The organism is Pseudomonas sp. 2995-3 (assembly GCF_002742565.1).
Taxonomy (GTDB): domain Bacteria; phylum Pseudomonadota; class Gammaproteobacteria; order Pseudomonadales; family Pseudomonadaceae; genus Aquipseudomonas; species Aquipseudomonas edaphica.
In genome coordinates this window covers 188702-212293 of sequence record NZ_LJSB01000314.1, presented here as the reverse complement: position 1 = coordinate 212293, position 23592 = coordinate 188702, and the positions used below count along the sequence as shown (strand labels likewise).

The following is a 23592-nucleotide window of genomic DNA, read 5'->3' as shown; positions in this document are numbered from 1 at the left end:
GACCCACCGATACAGCCTGCGGAGAACAACAAATGCTGACGATCTACTCGGACGATCACCACCTGCACCATGGCCGCTGTGAATTGATGGACGGGCAACTGATGCCCTGCTTTGAAATGCCCTCGCGCGCCGACCACGTGTTGCAACGGGTCAAAGACCGCGAACTGGGCCCGGTACACGCGCCGCAGGATTTCGGCCTGGCACCGCTGCAGCGTATCCACAGCCACGACTACCTCGACTTCTTCCAAGGCGCCTGGCAGCGCTGGACCGAGTACGGCCAGGAGGGCGACTTGCTGCCCTACACCTGGCCCGCGCGCACGCTGCGCCGGGTAATCCCCACAAGCCTGCATGGCCAGTTGGGCTATTACAGTTTCGACGGCGGCGCGCCAATTACCGCCGGCACCTGGCAAGCGGCCTACAGCGCGGCGCAAGTGGCCCTCACGGCGCAGCAGGCCATCCAGAACGGCGCCCAGAGTGCATTCGCCCTGTGCCGCCCACCTGGGCATCATGCTGCGGGCGATTTGATGGGCGGTTATTGCTACCTCAACAACGCCGCCATTGCCGCCCAGGCCTTCCTCGACCAGGGCCACAAGCGCGTCGCGATCCTGGATGTGGATTACCACCACGGCAACGGCACCCAGTCGATTTTTTACGCACGCAGCGACGTGTTGTTCACCTCGATTCATGGCCATCCGGAAGCAGAGTTTCCGTTCTTCCTGGGCTATGCCGACGAGCTGGGCGAAGGTGAAGGCGAAGGCTTCAACTTCAACTATCCACTGCCGGCCGGTTCCGGTTGGGCAGCCTGGAGTGCCGCATTGGAAGAAGCCTGCGCCCAGATCGAGCGCTACGGCGCGGACATCATCGTCGTGTCCCTGGGCGTGGACACGTTCAAGGACGACCCTATCTCGCAGTTCAAGCTCGACAGCCCGGACTACCTGGCCATGGGCGCGCGCATCGCCCGGCTGGGCAAGCCCACGCTGTTTGTGATGGAAGGCGGCTACGCAGTGGAAGAAATCGGCATCAACGCCGTCAACGTCCTCGAAGGTTTTGAAGGAGCAGCCCAATGAACAGGCTCAAGTCACTCGTCCTCTGCGCCGCCGTCATCGGTGGCGCGGCCCACGCCGAAGAGAAAACCCTCAAGGTCTACAACTGGTTCGACTACATCACGCCCAAAGCCCTGGAAGACTTCAAGGCGCAGAACCCCAAGATCAAATTGGTCTACGACATCTTCGACACCAACGAAGCGCTGGAAGCCAAATTGCTCACCGGCAATTCCGGCTATGACGTGGTGGTACCGTCCAACGTGTTCCTGGCCAAGCAGATCGAAGCCGGCGTGTTCCAGCCGCTGGACCGCAGCAAGCTACCAAACTGGAACCACCTCGACCCCAAGCTGATGAAGCTGATCGAAGCCAACGACCCCGGCAATAAATTCGCCGTGCCTTACATGTACGGCACCATCCTCATTGGCTTCAACCCGGCCAAGGTCAAGGCCGCCCTGGGCGACAATGCGCCGGTAGACAGTTGGGATCTGATCTTCAAGGAAGAGAACATCAGCAAGCTCAAGCAATGTGGTGTGGCGCTGTTGGACTCGCCCTCCGAGATCCTGCCACTGGCCTTGCAGCACCTGGGCCTGGACCCCAACAGCAGCAATCCCAAGGACTACGACAAGGCCGAAGCGCTGCTGATGAAGATCCGCCCCTACATCACCTACTTTCACTCCTCCAAGTACATGGCCGATATCGCCAACGGTGATATTTGTGTGGCGGTGGGTTATTCAGGCAGTTTCTCCCAGGCCGCCAACCGTGCCAAAGAAGCCAAAAATGGCGTGACCGTGGACATGCGTCTACCCAAGGAGGGCGCGCCGATCTGGTTCGACATGCTCGCCATCCCCAAAGGCGCTAAAAATCCGGACGACGCCTACACCTTCATCAACTACCTGCTGCAACCCACTGTGATCGCGCCCATCAGTGACTTTGTCGGCTATCCCAATCCGAACAAGGACGCTACCGAGAGCGTCGACCCTGCCATTCGCCACAATCCCAACTTGTATCCGACCGACACCGCCATGGCCACGCTCTACACCCTTAAACCTCTGGACAGCAAAGCCGAACGCGCCAGAACAAGGGCCTGGACCAAGATCAAATCCGGCACCTGAAGCACCTTGGTTTGACGGGCGCCTTCAAATGCGCTCGTGAAGGTGGGCCTATCTAAGCACCGCCTCTCTGTGTGGCCGCGCCCTGGCATGGAACGCCTGGCCTTTACCTCAGGCTAGTTCCACCAAACGGCCAGACAGGGAAGCCTCATCATGAACGCCTCCGCTTCAAGCACCACGCCCACCAACACACCGCGTCCGGATGCACGGATAGCGCTGCTCACCCAGCTCTCTACCGGCCCTTCACGGGCGAACGCGTCTGATCTGATTTAGCGGCGCCACCGCTATTTATCTACCGTCCTCCCGGCAACGGCCATCGCTACCTTGCACATCCTCAACGCCCGTCCAGGCTAGCGATTGCAGCGGAGCAACACATGCCCAACGATCTACTTAACAACAATCATCGCCCACCCAGCACCTATGAACTGCTCACCCAGTTAACCACCGGGCCCACCACCCACGAGGTCGCCGCCACCACGTTGCGCGCGGCACTCAAAGAACTCTACCCCACCCTCAATATCGACCCCGACCTGGCCATGGTGATCAGCCCTCGCTGGAATGTCGTGGGCAGCACTGTCGAGCCGGCGCCAGCCGTTCTCCAATCCCTGACCTCAGTGCTGGCTCATCAAGCGCTGTCCCGCGAGCGGGTAACTTACATCGATGGCGAGCACTTCCTCACTTTGCAGCCGTACGCGGCGGCGCCTGTGCACCTTGAGGTGAAGATCGATGCCATCGCGCGCTTGATCAATGAGTTATCCGACTTTCTGTTCATCGCGTTTCAGGAACAGCAACTTAACTTCTGGAACGCCTCCAACGGTAGCAGCGGACCACGCTGGCAGACGTTTTCCAACTCGCTGAGGAAAGTGTGGAACGTCACCGAAGAGCAAGGCCTGGATGAGCACCAAGCGGCCATGGCCCGTGGAGTGTTCCAGAAACCCGACCGGGACAGACGCTCGTTGAATGATCGCTACAAGAGTCACGCCTACCTGGTTGATGTCGATCTACTCCGGGACGGCGAGTCCACCCACGTCAGTTTCATGGACATCGCCGTGTTGGTTGGCGAGCATGACAAACGCCCATTGATCCTGACGCACTCGCTGGTAAGCGGTTACGAAACCTTTGAGTCACTTGAAACATTCGGCGCCTCGCTGCCCGCCCGGTTGAGTGCGCCAAAGCGCGATACCACGTTGCAATGGCGCTTGTATGAACCCGATGGCAACTTTTTCGACACACTGGCCTGTACTCTGATCGAACTACAAATCCGCGCCATCGGCAGTTACGGCCAGGCCTTTGTCGAGGAGCCGGCAGAGGAGCAGGCAAGCCCGGCCACCGTCGCCCGCATTGTGCCCAGCATCGAAGAGATGAGCGATCACCAACTCTCGAGTATCCGAGACGTTCATCATCAACTGCCCGACTGGCTCGCTTCGGCATCGGACTCGGACACCGCCGCCTATAGCCGCTACATGATCGACCTGGCCCAACTGCATACCCATTATCACGGCGAAACATTCCGGGACGGCATTGCCCCCATTCGCGACTATGCCCGCACACAACTGCAAAGCCGCATCCACTCGCATAAAGACGGTGCGAGCCTGAACCTGGACAAAATCGAGGTGGTGATCGAAAGCCCGGTGGTGTGGGGCACGCTCGTCGTGCCGGGCAGCGTGGACATCACCCGTCGCAGCCTGATCGATCTGGCGTTGGACAACCTCACCGGCCTGCCCACCGGCAACACCACGGTGCACTACAACGGCAATGACGATGGCGTCCCCAGTTGGCTGACCTTCAGCTATTTGAAAGACCTGATCGAAGACGTTGATATCGGCAAGCACTATCCCGTGCTGATCAAACAGAAACTGCTCGATGACCCGGCGCAATCCAGTCACCGCCAGCAGCTCTACATCAACCACCTGCGCCTGCAACTGCCGCTGTTGGCCCTGCAAATGAAAATCCGCCAACAGGGCGCAATTGATGAACTCGGCTACCGCTACGTTGCCGCCGTGATGCACGCCGATGAATACGACCGGCATGTAGACGGGCAGCCCATTGTTATCCGCGCCCTGGTCTTCGTGCCCACCCTGCGCCCCGGCCATGAGCGCGACGTGGTCGCCAATATGTTCGTGATCGGTCCAAGGAACGCCAGCGCCGGTCCGTGCCTGCTTTATCGCCCGTTGCTGGAACCGATGCTGATGCAATTCCCGTCACGGCAAAACCTGCTGTACGCCATCAAGCATGACCGCCCCTTGCGCGAATCGGTGCTGGCCTGGCTGCCGCAAGCGCAAAGCTTCAACTACGCCCAATATGTGTTCCCGGACACCTTGCCCTCGCCCTGGACGGTGGTGCGAGCCCTGGTCGAACCCCTTACCGTGCTGTACATGAGCGGCCCCGTGACCCTGACCGATGAAGAAGTGGGCAATGACGCCCTGGCAATGCTGTTCAAGGCCAACGCCACCGCCATGGTCGAATTGGCGGACCGTCAGTCGGTGTCCAATGTGCAGAAACGCTGGGCGACGTTTCGACACACTGGCTGGCAAATCTTCAACGCTGCCCTGCCGTTCATGGGCCGTACCGTCGGAATTGCCGCCTGGGTCTGGCAAATCATGGACGACCTGCAAGCCACCGAGGAGGCTGTGAACAAGGGGGATCAACAAGCTTCGTGGACAGCGTTAGTCGATGTATTCCTCAACCTGGGCATGGCTCTGACCCTGCACATCGCCCTGCGCCATCCGCGCCCGCTGGAACAGTTCGAGGCGCCGAAGATCGAAACTGAATCCGAGTCAACAACGATCGAAACTGCCGATAAACCACCCGTCACCGAGAAAAAATATACTGCTGTGCAACAAGCAAATATTCCCGACAGCCAACTGCCCGCCAAGCATCAAGACGCGGTACACATCCTGGGGGCCCTGAGCCATAGCCGCTTGGGCCTGGCCAAGACACTTGACGGCTTCAACGTCGCCAAACCCGATAAACTTGGCGAACAAAACAAAACGCCCGGGCGCCACTTGAACCTGTATCCACTTGCAGACAAGTGGTATGCACCGGTTGGTGAGCGTTGGTTCGAGGTAAGGGTGGATGACAACGACAGTGTCATCATCATTGACCCGAAGGCACCGTTGCGTACGGGCCCGCCGTTGATCGGCAACCTGGCGGGCCAGTGGTTTGTTGATGTCCGTTTGCGACTGCGCGGTGGAGGTCTTCGACACCGTCGGCGAGCGGTCAAGGTCGATCAGCCTGAGCGCGTGGCAACACTCATGACCCAGCTCAACGCCTTCGACGCGGTCGCCACCAGCAAACAATTGGACGTGCTTAAGGCAAAGCCTGCACTGGACGCCGCCCCCGGCCCTTCCACGGACCTGCTGCGTACAGCGTTCATAGGCAACGTCGACAACCGACTGGCGGCGTACGATGAAGCGATCAGTCAGTTGAAGTCCTTGAGCATCATCGAGGCCGTGCCCACCTATCAGAGCAACATGAGTGAATACCTGAAACAGCAAATACAACTGACTCAGGTAGTCGTGGAACAACAATTGGTGGGCTATAAAGAGGCCTTGAAGGCTTCGTCCCTGATCCTCGACTCCGAAGTAGACATTGACTATAAAAACCAGGCGCGAAGCGCACAAACCCTGTCCACCTTGAACCTGGCAATCATCAAGCGCCTGGAGTTCATCAACAACCGTTTCAGCGATCTCAAAGTGCTGGGAGATGACGGCGCAACGGTCATTCAAAAAACCCTGAGCGAGTTGCCACTGCTCACCCTCGCTGAGCTCAAATCTCTGGAAATCAGCTTGGGTCGCTACTTGTGTATCGATGAAGAGCAAAGCCAGATCCCTGCCACGCTGCGAGAGCAGGTGGACCAGAGCGTCGATACAGCCGAACTGAACGTCGAGAGTTTCAATGAAATCATGAAACGGGACAGCGGCACGCTGGATGAACGCATTGATGTGCTCAACAGCCTGGTTGAGCAATTTTCCAGCGCAGACCAACGCCTGCTGGACATGCATGCCGAGCACCCGCAGTTTCTGCTGAAACCCCGCCTGGAAAGCTTTCGACAGCACATTGGCGAATTCAGCCAGCGGGCTATTCACGACCTGGCGCAACTGCTGCGCGAGAAAAAAGCCCTGGAGCCCAAGCCCGGCAGCTCAAAAGCCCCGCCCGCGCCACGGCGCAAAGTCATCAAGACACGCTACGACGGCACTTTAATAGCCCAGCCCCAAGAGGCCGACAGCACGCTGGTCGATGTCAGGGCGTCCGTGACGGGCAAGGTACTCGCTACGTTTCATGAAAAAACCCCAGGCGTCTGGGTCAAGCAGCAAAAGGTCAGCCCGCCAGCGCCAGCGCCTGCCGCTGTAGACCTGGATACCAGCATCAACACCGGGCAATCGCTATTGGACAGCGAGCGAGCTGAAACCCGCAAGTACCGGGATTTTTCGCGTAAACCCTGGCATTCGCCCCAGGACATCCAAGATATGTTCGACGCCTACGGCAAACAACTGGAGGACGCGTCAAACGATATCGAGCAAGCGCTGACTCGGCGCAATCTCACCGAAAGCGGTCATACTTCCGCCGCTTCGACCAAGCGCAACCTCAACGAGGCAGCACAGCGGCTTTATCGCCTGGGTAGAAAAACCTACATAGACATGCTCAAACAGCAACCGCCAACTGCGGCGCGGGTGGAGTGGCTGCATAGCCAAGGGCTGATAAAGATCGGCAAAACCTTCAGCCGCCGCGCCGTCAAAGGGCCGCCTAAGGGCTATCTGGACGAGTACGAAGTACGCGATAAAGAGACCAACACTGTGCTGTGGTACGCGCACTTTCACTATGCAACGAAAGGCGCCGCCCTTGAGAAATTCGAGAAGGGCCACCTGAAAACCCGTGAACAACAGCGCCTTGGTGGCTCTCGCCAACGCACCGGCCCCAGTGACTGGGAAATGATAGAAATCCACCGCAGCAGCATCGGTGATCAATTGGCCAAGTCGCTGTTCTTCAACAGCTGATGGTCTTTATGCCTGCCACGCCTGGCGCAAACGTGCCAGCGCCTGTGCGATGTCCGCCTCGGGCACAGCGGCGAACCCCATCACCAGGCCTGCGCGCTGGTCCGGTGGTGGGCTTGTGCACGCCAGCCAATAGCTACTCAAACCATTGATCTCAACATTGGCCGCATGGGCCTGAGCGAGCAACGTCTGCTCGCGGGCAAGGCTGTCCACTCGCACTGTCAGATGCAGCCCGGCCGCAACGCTGGGCAAGGCCCCGACGCCAGGCAACCCGTCCGGCCAACCGGCCAACAAAGCATTGCGCCGGCTCAGCGCAGCGCGGCGCATCCGGCGAATGTGGCGCTGGAAATGCCCTGCCGCCATAAACTCAGCCATCACCGCCTGAGTACTGACTTCGGAGTGGCGCATGTCCACAGCGCGGCGCCGGGTAAACGCTTGCACAAGGGCCGGTGGTAAAACCAGGTAGCCCAGGCGCAATGCCGGGAACGCCACCTTGCCGAAGGTGCCGACGTATAACACGCGGCCACTGCGATCCAGCGCCGCCAAGGGCGACAGCGGCGCACCGCTGTAACGGTACTCTCCGTCATAATCATCCTCGACGATCCAGCCGCCCGTACGCTCGGCCCAGGCCAGCAACTCCAGACGCCGGGCCAGGCTCATCACCACGCCCAACGGATACTGATGGGAAGGTGTGACATAGGCCACACGGCAATCATGCAGAGCGTTGAGCACCTGGCAATCCAGGCCCTCGCTATCTACCGGTACGCCATGCAATCGAGCGCCCGCCAAGGCGAACGCATGGCCGGCGGCGCGATAACCGGGGTTTTCCACCGCCACGCCGTCCCCAGGCTCCACCAGCAACTGTGCACAAAGGCTAATCGCTTGCTGTGCGCCACTGGTGATCACAATTTGCTCAGCCGTGCATTGCATGCCACGTGAACTGCGCAAATAGGCAGCGATCAGACCGCGCAAACGATCGTCACCGGCCGGGTCGCCATAGCACAGCAGTTCCAGGTTCGGCTTGCGCCAGAACGCCCCATTCAGCTTGGCCCATATATCAAACGGGAACAGGTCGAAGGCCGGCACACCCACTCGAAATGCCCGAGGCGGTCCAGCCGGAGGGTGAGCCAGGTGGTTGTTTTTTACCCGTGCCAGGCCCGCCCTATGGATAACTTCATTGTCCAGATCTTCCGGTAAATCCGCCCATTTTGTGGATAAGGCTGGGGATAACCCTGTTGAAAACCCTGTGGATACTTTTGTGGATAGTTTTTTTGCCGTGGGCAGTTGGGCCACATAGGTGCCGTCACCCACCCGGCTTTCGATAAACCCTTCTGCGTACAGCTGATCGTAGGCGCGCACCACGCTGTTTCGGGAAATCGACAATGCCGCCGCCAAATCACGACTGGCGGGTAATCGCGTGCCGCTGACCAGTCGCCCGTCCAGCACGCGCTGGCGCAGGGCCTCATAGAGTTGGCGCGTCAGCCCCTGACGGCGATCCAACTCGATACCTGCGGGGTTGAACGACAGCGGCGGCGCGATGGGCGACATATTGGACCTATGAAATTGGTGCCAGATGGCTCTTACAACGAACCATTAGCCTGCCTAGGATGCAGGCATTCGCCAAGGAAAATTTCCATGTACACACCGCGCGCCTTTGCCCTCAATGATTTGCCTGAACTGCAGCAACTGATCCAGCACACCCGCCTGGCGCAGTTGGTGACCTTTGGTGAGCAAGGCCTGCAGGCCAGCCATTTGCCGCTGCTGCTCAACCCCGATGAAGGCCCGAATGGCACGCTCTACGGGCACTTGGCCAAGGCCAACCCGCAATGGCGTGACCTGCAAAATGGCAGCGAAGCCTTGGTGATTTTTGCCGGTGCCGACGCTTATGTCAGCCCGGCGTTTTACCCGGCCAAGGCCGAGCACGGCAAAGTGGTGCCCACCTGGAATTACATCGCCGTGCATGCCTACGGCAAGGCTGAGGTATTTGCCGACGCCGAGCGTCTGCTCGCGGTGGTCACCGCCCTCACCGATCGCCACGAAGGCAGCCGCGCCCAGCCATGGAAAGTCAGCGACGCCCCGGCCGACTACATTGACGGCATGCTCAAGGCCATCGTCGGCTTCGCGCTGCCCGTCGAGCGCCTGCTCGGCAAGCGCAAACTCAGCCAGAACCGCAGCACAGCCGATATTGCCGGCGTGCGCGAAGGCCTGGCTGCCAGCCTTGATGTGCGCGACCAGACCCTCGCGCGCTTTATTCCCCAAGGAGTTTCAGAATGAGTCAGATCGACATCCGCCAAGTAACAGCCGCCGACCACGTCGCGTGGCTACCGCTGTGGCAGGCGTATTTGAAGTTCTACGAAACCGAACTGCCGGACGCCGTCAGCCAAAGCACCTGGCAACGCCTGATCGATGCCAACGAGCCGACCCATTCGGCGCTCGCCTGGCAGGACGGCAAGGCGGTGGGCATGGTCAACTTTATCTACCATCGCTCCAACTGGAGCATCGAGAATTCCTGCTACCTGCAGGATCTGCTGGTGGACCCAGCCCAGCGCGGCACTGGCGTGGGCCGTAAGTTGATCGAGTTTGTCTACGCCACCGCCAAGGCCGATAACTGTGCCAAGGTGCACTGGTTGACCCACGAGACCAACGCCACCGCGATTGCGCTGTACGAACGCATCGCCGAACGCCCGGGTTTCATTCAATTTCGCAAAGGTCTTTAAGGAGCGCAGCATGCCTATCTCACCCGCCGACTGGAAAGGCGTCCCGGCGCCCACGGTTCAACTGCTTGAAGGGCGTTTTATCCGTCTGGAAAAACTCGACCCGGCGCGGCATGCCGACGGCCTGTTCAGCGCCCTCGAAGGCCCGGGCGCCGATCCGAAACTCTGGGACTATTTGCCTTACGGCCCCTTCCCGGAGCGCGCCACGTTCGATGCCTGGCTCAACAACCATGCAACCAACAGCGACCCGTACTTTTTCAGCGTGATCGACCGCGTCAGCGGCGATGTGCAAGGCATCCTCAGCCTGATGTCCATCGTCCCGGCCCACGGCCGTATCGAAATCGGCCACGTCACCTTCGGCGCGCCGATGCAACGCTCGCCCAAAAGCACCGAGGCGGTGTACTTGTTGGCCAAATACGCGTTCGAGCAGGGCTACCGTCGACTGGAGTGGAAGTGCAACAACGGCAACGCCCGCTCAAAATACGCGGCCGAACGACTGGGCTTCAGCTTTGAAGGGGTGTTCCGCCAGCATATGGTGGTGAAGGGGCAGAATCGCGATACCGCGTGGTATTCGATTCTGGATTCGGAATGGCCCACCGTGGGCGCAGGCTTTGAAGAGTGGTTGTCCGAAGCGAACCAGGCCGGTTCTGGTCAGCTCAAAGGCCTGGCGGAGTGTCGCCGCCAGGCGATTTAAGCCTCAGGCCAGCTTCTGGGCGAGCACCGCAATGTGCTCCGGCCCAATCCCGCAGCAACCGCCTAAATGGCTGGCACCGCGTGCCTGCCAATCGGCGGCCCAGTGCAAGTAGCCGGGTGGGTCGAGATCGTCACGCAGGGGGTCGAGGCCATCGTTCGCGGTGGCCTCCTTGGGCTGCGGCGGGAAGGCGTTAGCGTAGGCGCCGATCTGAATGCTCACCCCCAGGCGCTCAAACGTTTGGCGCGCGGTATCAATGGCTGCGCCAATCACCTCCGGCTGGCTGCAATTGAACAGCAGCACCGCCACACCAAGTTGCGCAGCCGCTTCAGCCGCGTCTGCCACCGGTTCGCCAGAACGCAGGCGTGGCACCTCATCGGTGTCTTCATCCTTCAAGGTAAACGACAGCCAGAACGGTTTTCCGTCCTGCGGCAGGCCGGCGTGGATTGCCCGTGCCTCAACGATTGAACTCTGGGTTTCCGCCAACCATAGGTCGACATGGGGCGCCAGGCCATTCACCAGTGGCGTCAGCAGTTCGCTGACTCGGCCGGCCTCGAACAAATCGGGCCGGTAGGAGCCGAACAGCGGCGGCAATGAGCCTGCCACACGCACCGTCTGGCTTGAAGCCTGTACCGCACGTCGCGCCAATTCACCGGCCAACGCCGCAAGCGCCTGGCCTTCGGCAGCAAACCGCGCTTCGCCAATATGAAACGGCACAACCGCGTAGCTGTTGGTGGTGATGACGTTGGCACCGCTCTGGATATAAGCCGTGTGCACCGCCTCTACCGCCTGCGGCGCTTCGCTCAACGCCAATGCCGACCACTCCGGCTGCCGAAACGGCGCGCCCCGGCGTTGCAGTTCACGGCCCATGCCACCATCGAGAATTACTGCGCTTACTGTGCCCATATGCTTTTTACTCATAAGCTTATGAAAATAACTCACTATGAGAGTCGTTCTTATAACTATTTAATGCGTACCGTCTGGTTAATAACAACCCTTTTTTATTCAGGTGTCGATTGTGAAACTTAAACCGCTGCTGGCCCTGGGCCTGACGATGCTGGCTGCCTCTACCCAAGCCTTTGGCGGTGCAACCCTGGACCGGGTTGAGCAAAAGAAAGAACTGGTGGGCGTGCTGATGGAAAGCTACCCGCCGTTCTCGTTTCTCAACGAGCAGAACCAACTCGATGGGTTTGACGTCGACGTGGCCAAGGCAGTCGCGCAGAAGTTAGGTGTGAAGCTGCGTCTGGAAACGCCGTCCTGGGATGTGATTGCCGCAGGTCGCTGGAGCGGCCGCTACGATATTTGCATCTGCTCCATGACCCCGAGCAAAGCCCGCGCCGAGGTGTTTGATTTCCCGGTGGAGTACTACGCCTCGCCTGCGGTGATCGTTGTGAATGCCAAGGATGAGCGCATCCATGGCGCCAAAGACCTCAGCGGCAAGAAAGTCGGCCTCACCAGCGCGTCCAGCTATGAAAGCTACCTGAACAAGAACCTGGTGATCGAAGGCGCCGAAGATACGCAACTTCAGTACCCGTTCGAGGATGTGCAGATCGCCCCGTACGACACCGATAACGTCGCCTTCCAGGACCTGGGCCTGGGCGCCGGTGTCCGCCTGGATGCGATCCTCACCAACCTGGTCACTGCCCAACCGCGCCTGAATCAGGACAAGCGCTTCAAGCTCGCCGGTGAGTCGCTGTATGCCGAGCCCAATTCGGTGGCCATCGAGAAAGGTGACCCGCAGTGGGATGCCAAGGTGCGTGAAGTGTTCGCGCAGTTGAAACAGGACGGCACCTTGAGCAAGCTGTCGCAAAAATGGATCGGCGCCGATATCAGCAAATGACCGCCTTCCCGACACCTCCCAAGCCGCCGGTGAACGCATCGCGGCTACAGCGACTCTTTGGCTTTCGTACGCGGTTGTACCTGACGTGGGCGGCGCTGTTTTGCCTGTTCGCCAGCTTCTTCCTGAGCTTTGACCTGAAGTTCTCGATCATCCTCGACAAACTGCCCAACCTGGTCGGCGTGCACTTGGCGCCGAACGGGTTTTTGCAAGGCGCAGCGCTGACGCTGTTTCTGTGCCTTTGCTCGATAGTCGCGTCGTCGGTGCTGGGTTTTATCACCGCGCTGGGGCGCCTGTCGAAAAGCGCCGTGGCCTTTGGCATTGCGAGTTTTTACGCCTCGTTCTTTCGCGGCACGCCGTTGTTGATCCAGATCCTGCTGATTTATCTGGGCCTGCCCCAACTGGGCCTGGTACCAGGCGCCATCGTCGCCGGGATCATCGCGCTCTCACTGAATTACGGCGCCTACCTGAGCGAAATCTTCCGCGCAGGCATCCTCGGTGTTCCCCACGGCCAACGAGAAGCCGCCCTGGCCCTGGGCATGCGTGACAGCGCGATCTTCTGGCACGTCACCCTGCCCCAGGCCATGCGCACCATCGTGCCGCCCGCCACCAACCAGTTCATCTCCATGCTCAAAGACTCGTCCCTGATCTCGGTAATGGGCGTGTGGGAAGTGATGTTCCTGGCGCAGTCGTACGGGCGATCAAGTTATCGATACATCGAAATGCTCACGACCGCCGCGATCATTTACTGGGTGATGTCCCTCGGGCTGGAACTGATCCAGGCGCGCCTGGAGCGTCACTACGGCAAAGGCTATGTGCAGCGGGGGTGATGCCTAGGGCAACAGCCTCAACCACGCGCTGACGAGCCTAAGGCAAATGCGGCTTTAATCGCACCGCAGTAGAGACAACTCCCGCAAATCAGGGGTCGATAGCCTGACAGTTATCGCCCCGCCATCTCGCTAAATTCCCGGCCTCATTCACCAGAGGCTATGACTTCATGCCCTTCTCCGTCCTAAACCTTGCACGCGCTATCAGCCTGGCTGTTGGCGTAGCCAGTACTCCGTTTGCCTTCGCAGCTGCACCTTTTCAATTCGAGCTGGATCTTTCCAATGACCGTTGGCAATACCAGCCACCGGCTCCAATCGTGCCCATCGACAGCTACTTCGACCAGGCGACGACTCACAACGGCCAGCAACTGGCTGCAGTGCTTAAACCGGCTTTGCAACGTGCACTGCAAGCCGGCGACCTGACCTCGGAAGAAATCAAAGGCCTGCAAAAAGCCGCTGACGCACTGTCCCAACAACCAGGCGGCCTGGGTGCCGCATTCGAGCAACTGGCAGGCAGCCAAAATGCCAACTTGGCTGGCGCGACCCAAAACGCCACCGCGCACATCAGCGACTCATTGCTCGCAACCCTGCGCACGCTGCCCAGTCATGGCGATGGCCATTTGTGGGTGCAAGGCCTGGGCAACGGCGGCAAGCTCGACAAACAAGGCGGCAGCGACGGGCTCAAACAGGGCACCAAAGGCCTGATGCTGGGCGCCGATTGGGCCGTGGGTGACGCGTGGCGAGTCGGTGTTATGGGCGCCAAGTCCACCAGCGAGCTTCAAGCTCAACGTTTCAAAGGCGAACTCGACAGCTTGCACCTTGGCGGTTATGCCGTGCGCCAGGACGGCCCATTGGCCCTGCGCATGGGGGCGTTCTACAGCGATCACGCGGGCAAGAACAAACGTGACGTCAACTTGCTCGGTTTCAAGGAGCAACTCCAGGGCAACTACAACGCTCAAAGCCAAACAGTGTTTTCCGAGCTGGGCTACCAATTGGGCAGTGCCGACGTACAGGTAGAGCCCTTCGCAGGCCTGGGCTATCAGCGCTACCACCGTGACAGCTTTAAAGAAAAGGGCGGCGTGACCGCGCTGAACGTCGGCTCACAAACCCAGCAAAACCTGAACAGCACCTTTGGCCTGCGGCTGGCCACGGTGTACCGGTTCGACAATCGGATGAGCCTCACACCCCACGTGAGTACCAGTTGGAAGCATCTTTACGGCGAAGTCGACAGCCAAGTGCGCCAATCCACTCGCGCCGCACCGGGAATCATCGACAGTTTCACCATCACCGGTACCTCGTTGGACCGCAATAGCCTCGATATGCAAGCTGGCCTGGACCTCGCCTTGTCCACCGAACACAGCGTGGGCCTGACCTACAGTGCCCATGCCGGTACCCACAGCCGCAGCCAGGGCCTGACGGGGGAGTGGAAGATGAGTTTTTAACCGCGCCGATCGGTAAATTTCAGGCAAAAAAAAGGGGAGCACCTGCCCCCCCGAGGATTAAGCGGTAGTGTCGAAGGCTGGGTCAGCCTTCGATTTCAATCAGGATTTCGCCAGGGTTGACCCGGTCGCCCTTGGCCACGTGAACGGCAGTTACCTTGCCGGCAATCGCTGCCTGCACTTCGGTTTCCATCTTCATGGCTTCGGTAATCAGCACGGCCTGGCCCGCTTTGACCACGTCGCCTTCCTTGACCAATACGTCGACGATGTTGCCCGGCATCGCCGTGCTGACATGGCCCGGCTCGGTCGCGTGCTTGCGCTTGCTGCCGCCACTGCTGACAAACTCATTGAGCGGTTCGAACACCACTTCTTCGGGCATGCCGTCGATGGACAGGTAGAAGTGCCGTTTGCCCTCGGCTTTCACGCCAACACCGGTGATATCCACGCGGTAGCTTTCGCCGTGCACGTCGATGACGAACTCGGTCGGCACGCCTTCACCACCGGCACGCGCCACGCCGCCGGCTTCAGGGATCGGCAACAGCACTTCAGGCGCCAGGGTGCCGGCGTCGCGCTCTTCGAGGAACTTGCGCCCGATATCCGGGAACATGGCGTAGGTCAGCACGTCTTCTTCGGACTTGGCCAATGCGCCGATTTCGCCACGCAACTTGGTCATCTCCGGCTTGAGCAGGTCGGCTGGGCGGTGGTCGATCACCTCTTCGCTGCCAATGGCCTGGCGACGCAGCTTCTCGTTCACGGTGCCCGGCGCCTTGCCGTAGCCGCCTTGCAGGTAGAGCTTCACTTCGTTGGTGATGGTTTTGTAGCGCTCGCCGGCCAGCACGTTGAAGAACGCCTGGGTGCCGACGATCTGCGAGGTCGGCGTGACCAGCGGCGGGAAGCCTAGGTCTTCACGCACACGCGGGATTTCGGCCAGCACTTCGCTCATGCGGTTGAGTGCGCCCTGCTCTTTCAACTGGTTGGCCAGGTTGGAAATCATCCCGCCCGGCACCTGGTTGACTTGCACGCGGGTGTCGACGGCAGTGAATTCGCTTTCGAACTGGTGGTACTTCTTGCGCACGGCGTAGAAGTACAGGCCAATTTCCTGCAGCAGTTCCAGGCTCAGGCCAGTGTCGAATTCGCTGCCTTTAAGGGCGGCGACCATCGACTCGGTGCCCGGGTGGCTGGTGCCCCAAGCGAAACTGGAAATGGCGGTGTCGATATGGTCGGCACCGTTTTCGATCGCCTTCAGTTGGCACATAGCAGCCAGGCCGGCGGTGTCATGCGAGTGGATAAAGATCGGCAGGCTTTGCTCGGCTTTCAATGCCTTGACCAGTTCGCCGGTGGCGTACGGAGTCAGCAGCCCGGCCATGTCCTTGATCGCTACCGAGTCGCAACCCATGGCTTCCATTTGCTTGGCTTGGGCCACAAAAGCGTCAATGGTGTGCACCGGGCTGGTGGTGTAGGCGATGGTGCCCTGGGCATGCTTGCCGGCAGCTTTGACCGCTTCGATAGCCACACGCAGGTTACGCACGTCGTTCATGGCGTCGAAAATGCGGAACACGTCGATGCCATTCACTGCAGCCTTGGCGACGAAGGCCTTGACCACGTCGTCGCTGTAGTGGCGGTAGCCCAGCAGGTTCTGGCCACGCAGCAGCATTTGCAGGCGTGTGTTAGGCAACGCGGCGCGCAGTTTGCGCAGGCGCTCCCACGGGTCTTCTTTCAAAAAGCGCACGCAAGCGTCGAAGGTCGCGCCACCCCAGACTTCCAGGGACCAGTAGCCGACTTTATCGAGCTTGTCGCAGATCGGCAGCATATCGTCGGTGCGCATGCGGGTCGCCAGCAACGATTGGTGTGCGTCGCGCAGGATGGTGTCGGTTACGAATATTTTCTTGGACATTGTTGTATTCCTCACAGGCCTGCGTGGGCGGCGATGGCGGCGGCGATGGCCAGGGCCAGCTCTTCGGGTTTGCGCTTGATCGAGTAGTTGGTCAGCTCAGGGTGGCTTTCCACGAAACTGGTGTTGAACTGGCCGCTGCGGAATTCCGGGTTGCGCAGGATTTCCTGGTAGTAGGCGGCGGTGGTCTTCACGCCTTGCAGGCGCATGTCGTCCAGGGCACGCAGGCCGCGGTCCATGGCTTCTTCCCAAGTCAACGCCCACACCACCAGTTTCAGGCACATGGAGTCGTAGAACGGCGGGATGGTGTAGCCGGTGTAGATCGCCGTGTCGGTGCGCACGCCGGGACCGCCGGGCGCGTAGTAACGGGTGATCTTGCCGAAACTTGGCAGGAAGTTGTTCTTGGGGTCTTCGGCGTTGATGCGGAACTGCAACGCGAAACCACGGTGCTGAATGTCTTCCTGTTTCACCGACAGCGGCAGGCCCGAGGCGATGCGGATCTGTTCACGCACAATATCGATGCCGGTGATTTCTTCGGTGATGGTGTGTTCCACCTGCACGCGGGTGTTCATTTCCATGAAGTACACCTCGCCCTCGGCGAGCAGGAACTCCACGGTGCCAGCGTTCTCGTAACCCACGGCCTTGGCCGCGCGCACCGACAGGTCACCGATGTAGGCGCGCTGTTCAGGCGTCAACTGCGGGCTTGGGGCGATTTCAATGAGCTTCTGGTTGCGACGCTGGATCGAGCAATCGCGCTCGAACAGATGCACCACGTTGCCAAAGCTGTCACCGAGAATCTGCGCCTCGATATGCTTGGGATTGACGATGCATTTTTCCAGGAACACTTCCGCCGAACCGAAGGCCTTGGTGGCTTCGGAGATCACGCGTGGGAAGGCTTGTTCCAGTTCTTCACGACTGTTGCAGCGACGGATGCCGCGACCGCCACCACCGGAGGTGGCCTTGAGCATCACCGGGTAACCAATGCGGTCGCCTTCGGTGAGGGCTTCGGCGATATCAGCCACGTTGCCTTCGGTGCCCGGCGTGACCGGCACACCGGCCTTGATCATGCTGCGGCGCGCTTCGGTCTTGTCGCCCATGCGGCGGATCACTTCGGCCGACGGGCCGATGAACTTGATCCCGCGTTCGGCGCAAATGTCTGCCAGCTCGGCGTTTTCCGACAGGAACCCGTAGCCTGGGTGCAAGGCGTCACAACCGGTTTCCACGGCCAGGTTCACCAGCTTACGCGGGTTCAGGTAACCGGCCAGCGGCTCGGCACCAATGCTGTGGGCTTCGTCGGCACGTTTAACGTGCAACGCGTGGCGGTCGGCGTCCGAGTAAACCGCGACCGAGCGAATGCCCATCTCGGCGCAGGCACGCACGATTCGTACGGCAATTTCACCACGGTTGGCGATCAGGATCTTTTTTATCACTTGGAAATTCCCTTGAGCCGATTGCTGCGTTCTACGACCCGTTGGATCCGGGTCGGCGCGTGACCAAATGTTTCATGACAGTCGCGAGACACACACTAGGCGCAACGGAGGATTAACAAAAATCAATAATTATTGGGTTGTGTATAAGTAAAGACTTATAGTTGGCCGGACGGCCTTGGGCGAGAGGATTTAAATAATGCGTAAGTCATTGATGCGTATGACATTGCGTCAATTACAGATCTTCAATGAAGTGTGTGATTTGCGCTCCTACAGCCGCGCGGCCGAGGAAATGTCTCTCACGCAACCCGCCGTCAGCCTGCAAATTCGCCAGCTTGAAGAGCTGATCGGCCAGCCGCTGTTCGATTACGTCGGCAAAAAGCTCTACATGACTGAAGCCGCCGAAGCCTTGCAGCGCGCCAGCCGGGATATTTTCGGGCGCCTGGAAAACCTCGATATGCAGCTGTCGGACATGCAGGGCTCGCTGCAAGGCCAACTGAAACTGGCGGTGGAATCCAGCGCCAAGTACTTCGTGCCGCACCTGTTCGCGGCTTTTAAACGCCAGCACCCGGAGGTGCAGTTGCACCTCACGGTGGTCAACCGCGCCCAGGTGATTCGCAGGCTGTCGGACAACCGCGACGACCTGGTGATCATGTCCATGGTGCCCCAGGACATGGGCCTGGAATTCCTGCCGTTCCTGAACAACCCGATTGTCGCCGTGGCGCCGCTCGATCACCCGTTAAGCCTGCAAGGGCCGCTGCGCCTTCAAGACCTGGAACCCTACACGCTGCTCATCCGCGAACCAGGTTCCGGCACGCGACTGGCCTGCGAGGAGTACTTCAAGGAAAAACGCGTGCACTTCACCCAAACAGTGGAAGTGGCCTCGGCCGAGGCGCAGCGCGAGTGCGTGAATGCAGGGTTGGGCGTGGCGTTGCTGACGCGCCACGCAGTCAACCTGGAGCTGGCCACCGGCGGGCTCAAGGAGCTGCCGGTAGAAGAGCTGCCGCTGTACCGCAGTTGGTGCCTGGTGCAAGCCAAGGCCAAGCGCCTGTCACCGGTGGCCCATGCGTTCCTGGGCTTTATCCGCAGCGAACGCGTACAGATCAGCGCGCTGGCTGAGCGTTTCGCTGGGCAGCCGCGGGTGCCTGCCAGTGGAGTTCCGGGTAGTCACTGATGCTCTGGAGCAGCTGGCGCTCCTCGCAGCGGTCTTCGATTGCGCGACGGAACGCCATGCGGCGCTGGTCTTCTTGCTGACGACGGGTTTTGACGGTGCTGCTGTCTTCGTAGTGCCGGGCCATTTCGAGTCTCCCAATGCGAGTACGGGGAGTACAGAATGGGCGCAAGGGATGACGGTTTGGCGGCGCGTGGGTTACAGGACGATGAATCTTCTGAAATAAGCGCAAAACCAAGGTGGGAGCTGGCTTGCCTGCGATAGCGGTGGGTCAGCCGACATATCCGGCGACTGATACACAGCCATCGCAGGCAAGCCAGCTCCCACATTTGACCGAGGACGACCTCGAATCAGTCGTCGAGGGCTTTGACGGACTTGGGTGACAACCGCAGGCTGCGCAAGCTGCGCTTCACGCTCTTGAGGTGGTTGACCAGGCTCGGCCCGCGCGCCATGGCCACGCCCATCGCCAACACGTCGATCACCACCAGATGCGCAATACGCGAGGTCAGCGGCGTGTAGATTTCAGTGTCTTCGTGCACGTCGATCGCCAGGTTGACCGTCGACAGCTCCGCCAACGGCGTCTGGCTCGGGCACAGGGTGATCAACGAAGCGCCGCTTTCACGCACCAGGTTGGCGGTGATCAGCAGGTCTTTGGAGCGCCCGGACTGGGAAATGCAGATGGCCACGTCGGTCGGCTTCAAGGTCACCGCCGACATTGCCTGCATGTGCGGGTCGCTGTAGGCCGCGGCAGTGAGCAGCAGGCGGAAGAATTTGTGCTGGGCATCAGCGGCGACGGCTCCCGAAGCACCAAACCCATAAAACTCCACGCGCTGGGCTTGGGACATGGCGGTCACGGCCTTTTGCAGCTCAACCGGATCGAGCTTCTCACGCACTTCCATCAGCGTGTGCAAGGTGGTGTCGAAGATTTTCAGGCTGTAGTCGGCGACGGAGTCGTCTTCATGAATCGCAAACTGCCCGAAGCTCGCACCGGCCGCCAGGCTTTGCGCCAGCTTGAGTTTCAAATCCTGGAACCCGGAACAACCGATGGCACGGCAAAAGCGCACGATGGTCGGCTCACTGATGCCCACGCTGTGGGCCAGGTCGGCCATGGAACTGTGCATCACGGCCGCAGGATCAAGCAGCACGTGATCGGCAACCTTGAGTTCCGATTTGCGTAACAGGTGGCGCGACTGGGCGATATGTTGCAACAGGTTCAAAGGGCAGGACTCTTGTTATTGGCAGACGCCAGGGATGTAGCAAGCTTGTAGTTATACTACAAGAATTACCGTTTTGCCCGCCCGATGCATCACTAAATCGCCCTGATGCCCTTTGAATCAGCGGGCAGCCGCCTTGTAGCCACAGGGGCGGCGTGGCGGTCTTTAAGGAAAGTCTGCATTTTTTCGCAATAAATCTGCCAGCCCTTCAGCGGCCATCGGCCGACTGATCAGGTAACCCTGTACTTCATCGCAGCGTTCGCCGCGCAGGAAATCCAACTGCTGCTGGTCTTCCACACCTTCGGCCACCACCTTGAGCGCCAGCCCGTGGGCCATGGCGATGATCGCGCGAGTGATGGCCGCATCTTCCCGGCCCTGGCCAAGCCCACGGATAAACGTCTGGTCGATCTTCACGTAATCCACCGGGATGCGCTTGAGGTAGCTGAGGGATGAATACCCGGTGCCGAAGTCATCGATGGCCAGCTTCACGCCCAGATCGCGCAGTTGCTGGAAGGTCGCAATGATGTGCTCAACGCTGTCGAGCAGTTGGCTTTCGGTCAGCTCCAGCTCCAGGTATTGCGGGTCCAGGCCGGTTTCTTCCAGCACCTGGCGCACCAGGCTGACCAACTTGCCCTGGCGCAACTGATGCACGGAAAGGTTCACCGACACGCGAATCGGCGCCAGCCCCTGGCGCTGCCACTCGCACGCCTGCCAGCAAGCCTGGCGCAGCACGAATTCGCCCAGCGGCACGATCAGACCGGTTTCTTCGGCCAAGCCGATAAAGTCCCCCGGCGGCACCATGCCCCACTGCGGGTGCTCCCAGCGCACCAGCGCCTCGGCGGCGTTCAGCTTGCCCGTGGCCAGGCACAGTTTCGGTTGGTAGAACACCGTGAGCTGGCGCTCGTCGATGGCCTTGCGCAGGTGGTTTTCCAGCTGCAAACGCTCCAGCGTGCTGGCTTGCAGGCTGTCGGTGTAGAACTGGAAATTATTGCCGCCCAAATGCTTGGCGTGCTGCATGGCCATGTTGGATTGGCTGACCAGCGCAGAAATTTCCCGCGCATTATCCGGCAGCAAGCTGACGCCCATGGAGGCACTGACCACCAGCTCATGCCCCTCCACCGTCACCGGCACCCGCAATTTGGCGAGCAGCCGCGTGGCCACCCGTGCCAGGCTCGACAGGCTGCCGTAGGCATCGAACAGCACGGCAAACTCATCACCGGACAGGCGTGCGATGGTGTCAGCTTCGGGCAAGGCATTGATCAGACGGCGGGCCATTTTCTGCAACAGTTGGTCGGCGACTTCATGGCCGAGGCTGTCGTTGAGCAGCTTGAAGCGGTCCAGGTTGATATGCAGCAGCGCCAGGCTGCGCCCGCCCTGACGCACCCGCGCATGGGCCTCACGCAGGCGTTCGCGAAACAGCGAACGGTTGGCCAGGCCCGTCAGCTCGTCATAGTGAGTGAGGTAGCGCATGCGCTCCTCGGATTCACGCCGCGCGGACAAATCGGCGAAGAAGCCCACAATATGGCTGACTTTTCCCCGAGCATCGCGCACCACATTCAATTGCAGCCACTGCGGGTACAGCTCGCCGTTCTTGCGCGTTTCCACCAACTCGCCCTGCCAGGTGCCATGGCTGAGCAGTGCCTGGCGGATCACCGGGAAGTGACGGCGGGCGTCACGGCTGCTGGGCAGTTCGACGACATTGCGGCCGATCATGTCGTCGATTTCAAAGCCGGTGACGCGACTGAAGGCCTGGTTGACGGCGATCAGCACGTACTCAGGGTCAAGAATCACGATGCCTTCGCTGGCCGCTTCGAACACCGTCGAGGCCAGGCGTTGCTGTTCCTCCAGTGCCTTGTCGGCGCTGATGTCGCGGCGCGTGCCAAGCATGCGCGTGACGCGGCCGCCGGGCGTGCGCTCCACGGCGCGGCCACGGTCTTCGATCCACACCCAATGGCCGTCGCCATGGCGCACGCGGTATTCCACCTGGTAATCGTCGCTGCGCCCCTTGAGGTGCTCTACCAGCGCGCGCTTGAGCAGCGGCAGGTCTTCGGGGTGCAGGCGCGGCTTGAGGTGGCTGAGCATCGCCGTGACGTACTCCGGCTCCAGGCCAAACAACTCTTTGAGCTGGGTGTGATGCACCTCGTCGGTTTGCAGGTTCCAGTCCCACAGGCCCAACTCACTGGCTTGCAGGGCCATGGCCAGGCGCGCTTCACTTTTATTCAGGGCCAGGCTGGCGGCGTCCAGTTCCTGGCTGCGTTGCGTCACGCGGTCTTGCAGGCCGATCTGCGCGTCGCGTAATTCCTGTTCGGCCTGGCGACGTTGGCCGACTTCGCGCACCAGTTCCTGATTCAACTGCTCGCTGCGTTGCTGCGCTTGCTGAAGATGCTCGATCAGCGCCTGGTTCTGGAAGCGCCGCAACAAACCGCGCTGGATCAGGCGGTTGACCTGCCACGCCACCAGGCTCAGGGACGCCAGCAAGATCAGGCCGAGCACGCCCCAGCCTTGCTGCTGCGAGGCGCCGTTCCAAAACAGATAGACGATGGGCGGCACCAGGCACGGCACCGCAAAGGACAGGAACGCCGGCAAGCTCACGGCATAGGCCACGCTGGCTGACAACGTCGCGGCGCCAATCAGGCCGAATACCCAGGCCTGCTGCATAAAGCTATTGGCCGGCACCAGGGCAATGGCGGCGGTGGCCAGGGTCAGCCCGCTGACCGCCGAGCCGAGCATGAACATGCGCCGCCAGATCGGCTGGGCCTGGCGACTGGGCATCGCCGAATCAAAGGCCGCCACCTGGATGACGCGCAGGGCTACCAGGGCGAGCAGCCAGACCAGCCAGATGCTGTCCAACAGGTATTGCTTGGGGTTCCACAGCAACCAGGCGCAGACCAGGCCGTTGACCAGCATCAGTAACGTCGGCAGCAATGAGCCTTGATACAACAGGCGAGTGCGTTCGACCGCTATCTCGGTTGCGTAATGTTTACGAATGACCTGCGCGGGCGCCACCGAGGGGCCAAACAGGTCGGGACTGAGGGTCATAGGCAGTGTTCTTATAATGGTGAGCCCGAAACGTGGACGGAGCATACACAAGCAAGCGCTTGGGCCAAACTGCTCCAAGTCATAAAAACCACACGGTTTTTACACACAACCTTCGTGGCCAAAGCGCTTGAGCTAGACCCTGCGCGGGCTGTGGGCCATGACTTACCGGTCATCACCGTCAGCAGAATGTTTGCGC

General features: G+C 60.3%; 17 protein-coding genes. 10 read left to right on the top strand and 7 right to left on the bottom strand.

What is annotated here, in order from left to right:
* Positions 1 to 32: 32 nt before the first annotated feature.
* The 3 genes from AOA62_RS26885 to AOA62_RS26875 all read left to right on the top strand — a co-directional run bounded on the left by AOA62_RS26885 (position 33) and on the right by AOA62_RS26875 (position 7149).
* Positions 33 to 1067, top strand: coding sequence for a histone deacetylase family protein (locus AOA62_RS26885; protein ID WP_099550237.1), 1035 nt, complete (start codon positions 33 to 35; stop codon positions 1065 to 1067).
* Entirely contained in the window at positions 1064 to 2155 is a 1092-nt protein-coding gene (locus tag AOA62_RS26880; RefSeq protein WP_099550236.1) for a polyamine ABC transporter substrate-binding protein, read from the top strand. Before AOA62_RS26885 ends, AOA62_RS26880 begins: the two co-directional genes overlap by 4 nt.
* Before the next feature lie 371 nt (positions 2156 to 2526).
* Positions 2527 to 7149: a DUF6543 domain-containing protein gene (locus AOA62_RS26875; RefSeq protein WP_099550235.1), complete on the top strand. Its 4623-nt coding sequence runs from the start codon at positions 2527 to 2529 to the stop codon at positions 7147 to 7149.
* A gap of 6 nt (positions 7150 to 7155) precedes the next feature.
* Here AOA62_RS26875 and AOA62_RS26870 read toward each other — a convergent pair whose 3' ends face one another.
* Positions 7156 to 8694 carry a PLP-dependent aminotransferase family protein gene (locus AOA62_RS26870; RefSeq protein WP_099550234.1) on the bottom strand — a complete coding sequence of 513 codons (1539 nt, stop codon included), beginning with the start codon at positions 8692 to 8694 and terminating at the stop codon, positions 7156 to 7158.
* An 87-nt stretch (positions 8695 to 8781) separates the two neighbouring features.
* Between AOA62_RS26870 and AOA62_RS26865 the strand changes: the two genes are divergently transcribed.
* The 3 genes from AOA62_RS26865 to AOA62_RS26855 are packed head-to-tail and all read left to right on the top strand — an operon-like array spanning position 8782 to position 10554.
* Positions 8782 to 9420 carry an FMN-binding negative transcriptional regulator gene (locus AOA62_RS26865; RefSeq protein WP_099550233.1) on the top strand — a complete coding sequence of 213 codons (639 nt, stop codon included), beginning with the start codon at positions 8782 to 8784 and terminating at the stop codon, positions 9418 to 9420.
* Positions 9417 to 9863, top strand: a complete 447-nt coding sequence (locus AOA62_RS26860) for a GNAT family N-acetyltransferase (protein WP_099550232.1) — start codon at positions 9417 to 9419, stop codon at positions 9861 to 9863. Before AOA62_RS26865 ends, AOA62_RS26860 begins: the two co-directional genes overlap by 4 nt.
* A 10-nt stretch (positions 9864 to 9873) precedes the next feature.
* Positions 9874 to 10554 carry a GNAT family N-acetyltransferase gene (locus AOA62_RS26855; protein WP_099550231.1) on the top strand — a complete coding sequence of 227 codons (681 nt, stop codon included), beginning with the start codon at positions 9874 to 9876 and terminating at the stop codon, positions 10552 to 10554.
* 3 nt (positions 10555 to 10557) lie between these two features.
* On the opposite strand, the gene AOA62_RS26850 is transcribed toward AOA62_RS26855, so the two are convergent.
* A complete protein-coding gene (locus AOA62_RS26850) occupies positions 10558 to 11457 on the bottom strand; it encodes a homocysteine S-methyltransferase family protein (RefSeq protein WP_017135781.1) in 900 nt (299 codons plus the stop codon).
* A gap of 112 nt (positions 11458 to 11569) precedes the next feature.
* On the opposite strand from AOA62_RS26850, the gene AOA62_RS26845 reads away from it, so the two are divergent.
* From AOA62_RS26845 to AOA62_RS26835, 3 genes are all read left to right on the top strand, one after another.
* Positions 11570 to 12391, top strand: coding sequence for an ABC transporter substrate-binding protein (locus AOA62_RS26845; RefSeq protein ID WP_099550230.1), 822 nt, complete (start codon positions 11570 to 11572; stop codon positions 12389 to 12391).
* Positions 12388 to 13218: an amino acid ABC transporter permease gene (locus AOA62_RS26840; RefSeq protein WP_099550229.1), complete on the top strand. Its 831-nt coding sequence runs from the start codon at positions 12388 to 12390 to the stop codon at positions 13216 to 13218. The genes AOA62_RS26845 and AOA62_RS26840 overlap by 4 nt, the downstream gene beginning before the upstream one ends.
* Before the next feature lie 167 nt (positions 13219 to 13385).
* Complete coding sequence (locus tag AOA62_RS26835; RefSeq protein ID WP_017135778.1) at positions 13386 to 14657, top strand: autotransporter domain-containing protein; 1272 nt, start codon at positions 13386 to 13388, stop codon at positions 14655 to 14657.
* An 82-nt stretch (positions 14658 to 14739) separates the two neighbouring features.
* On the opposite strand, the gene oadA is transcribed toward AOA62_RS26835, so the two are convergent.
* Positions 14740 to 16548: a sodium-extruding oxaloacetate decarboxylase subunit alpha gene (gene oadA / locus AOA62_RS26830; RefSeq protein ID WP_017135777.1), complete on the bottom strand. Its 1809-nt coding sequence runs from the start codon at positions 16546 to 16548 to the stop codon at positions 14740 to 14742.
* 11 nt (positions 16549 to 16559) lie between these two features.
* Complete coding sequence (locus AOA62_RS26825) at positions 16560 to 17975, bottom strand: acetyl-CoA carboxylase biotin carboxylase subunit (protein ID WP_003213442.1); 1416 nt, start codon at positions 17973 to 17975, stop codon at positions 16560 to 16562.
* A gap of 196 nt (positions 17976 to 18171) precedes the next feature.
* On the opposite strand from AOA62_RS26825, the gene AOA62_RS26820 reads away from it, so the two are divergent.
* Positions 18172 to 19146: a LysR family transcriptional regulator gene (locus tag AOA62_RS26820; protein WP_017135776.1), complete on the top strand. Its 975-nt coding sequence runs from the start codon at positions 18172 to 18174 to the stop codon at positions 19144 to 19146.
* On the opposite strand, the gene AOA62_RS32565 is transcribed toward AOA62_RS26820, so the two are convergent.
* The 3 genes from AOA62_RS32565 to AOA62_RS26805 form a co-directional block, all read right to left on the bottom strand.
* Positions 19076 to 19270, bottom strand: coding sequence for a PA3496 family putative envelope integrity protein (locus AOA62_RS32565; RefSeq protein ID WP_017135775.1), 195 nt, complete (start codon positions 19268 to 19270; stop codon positions 19076 to 19078). The genes AOA62_RS26820 and AOA62_RS32565 overlap by 71 nt on opposite strands.
* A 223-nt stretch (positions 19271 to 19493) precedes the next feature.
* The gene (hexR, locus tag AOA62_RS26810; RefSeq protein WP_003177007.1) at positions 19494 to 20360 is read right to left on the bottom strand and encodes a transcriptional regulator HexR; all 867 of its coding nucleotides are present in this window, start codon (positions 20358 to 20360) and stop codon (positions 19494 to 19496) included.
* 162 nt (positions 20361 to 20522) lie between these two features.
* Complete coding sequence (locus tag AOA62_RS26805) at positions 20523 to 23396, bottom strand: GGDEF domain-containing phosphodiesterase (protein ID WP_099550228.1); 2874 nt, start codon at positions 23394 to 23396, stop codon at positions 20523 to 20525.
* Positions 23397 to 23592: the final 196 nt, after the last annotated feature.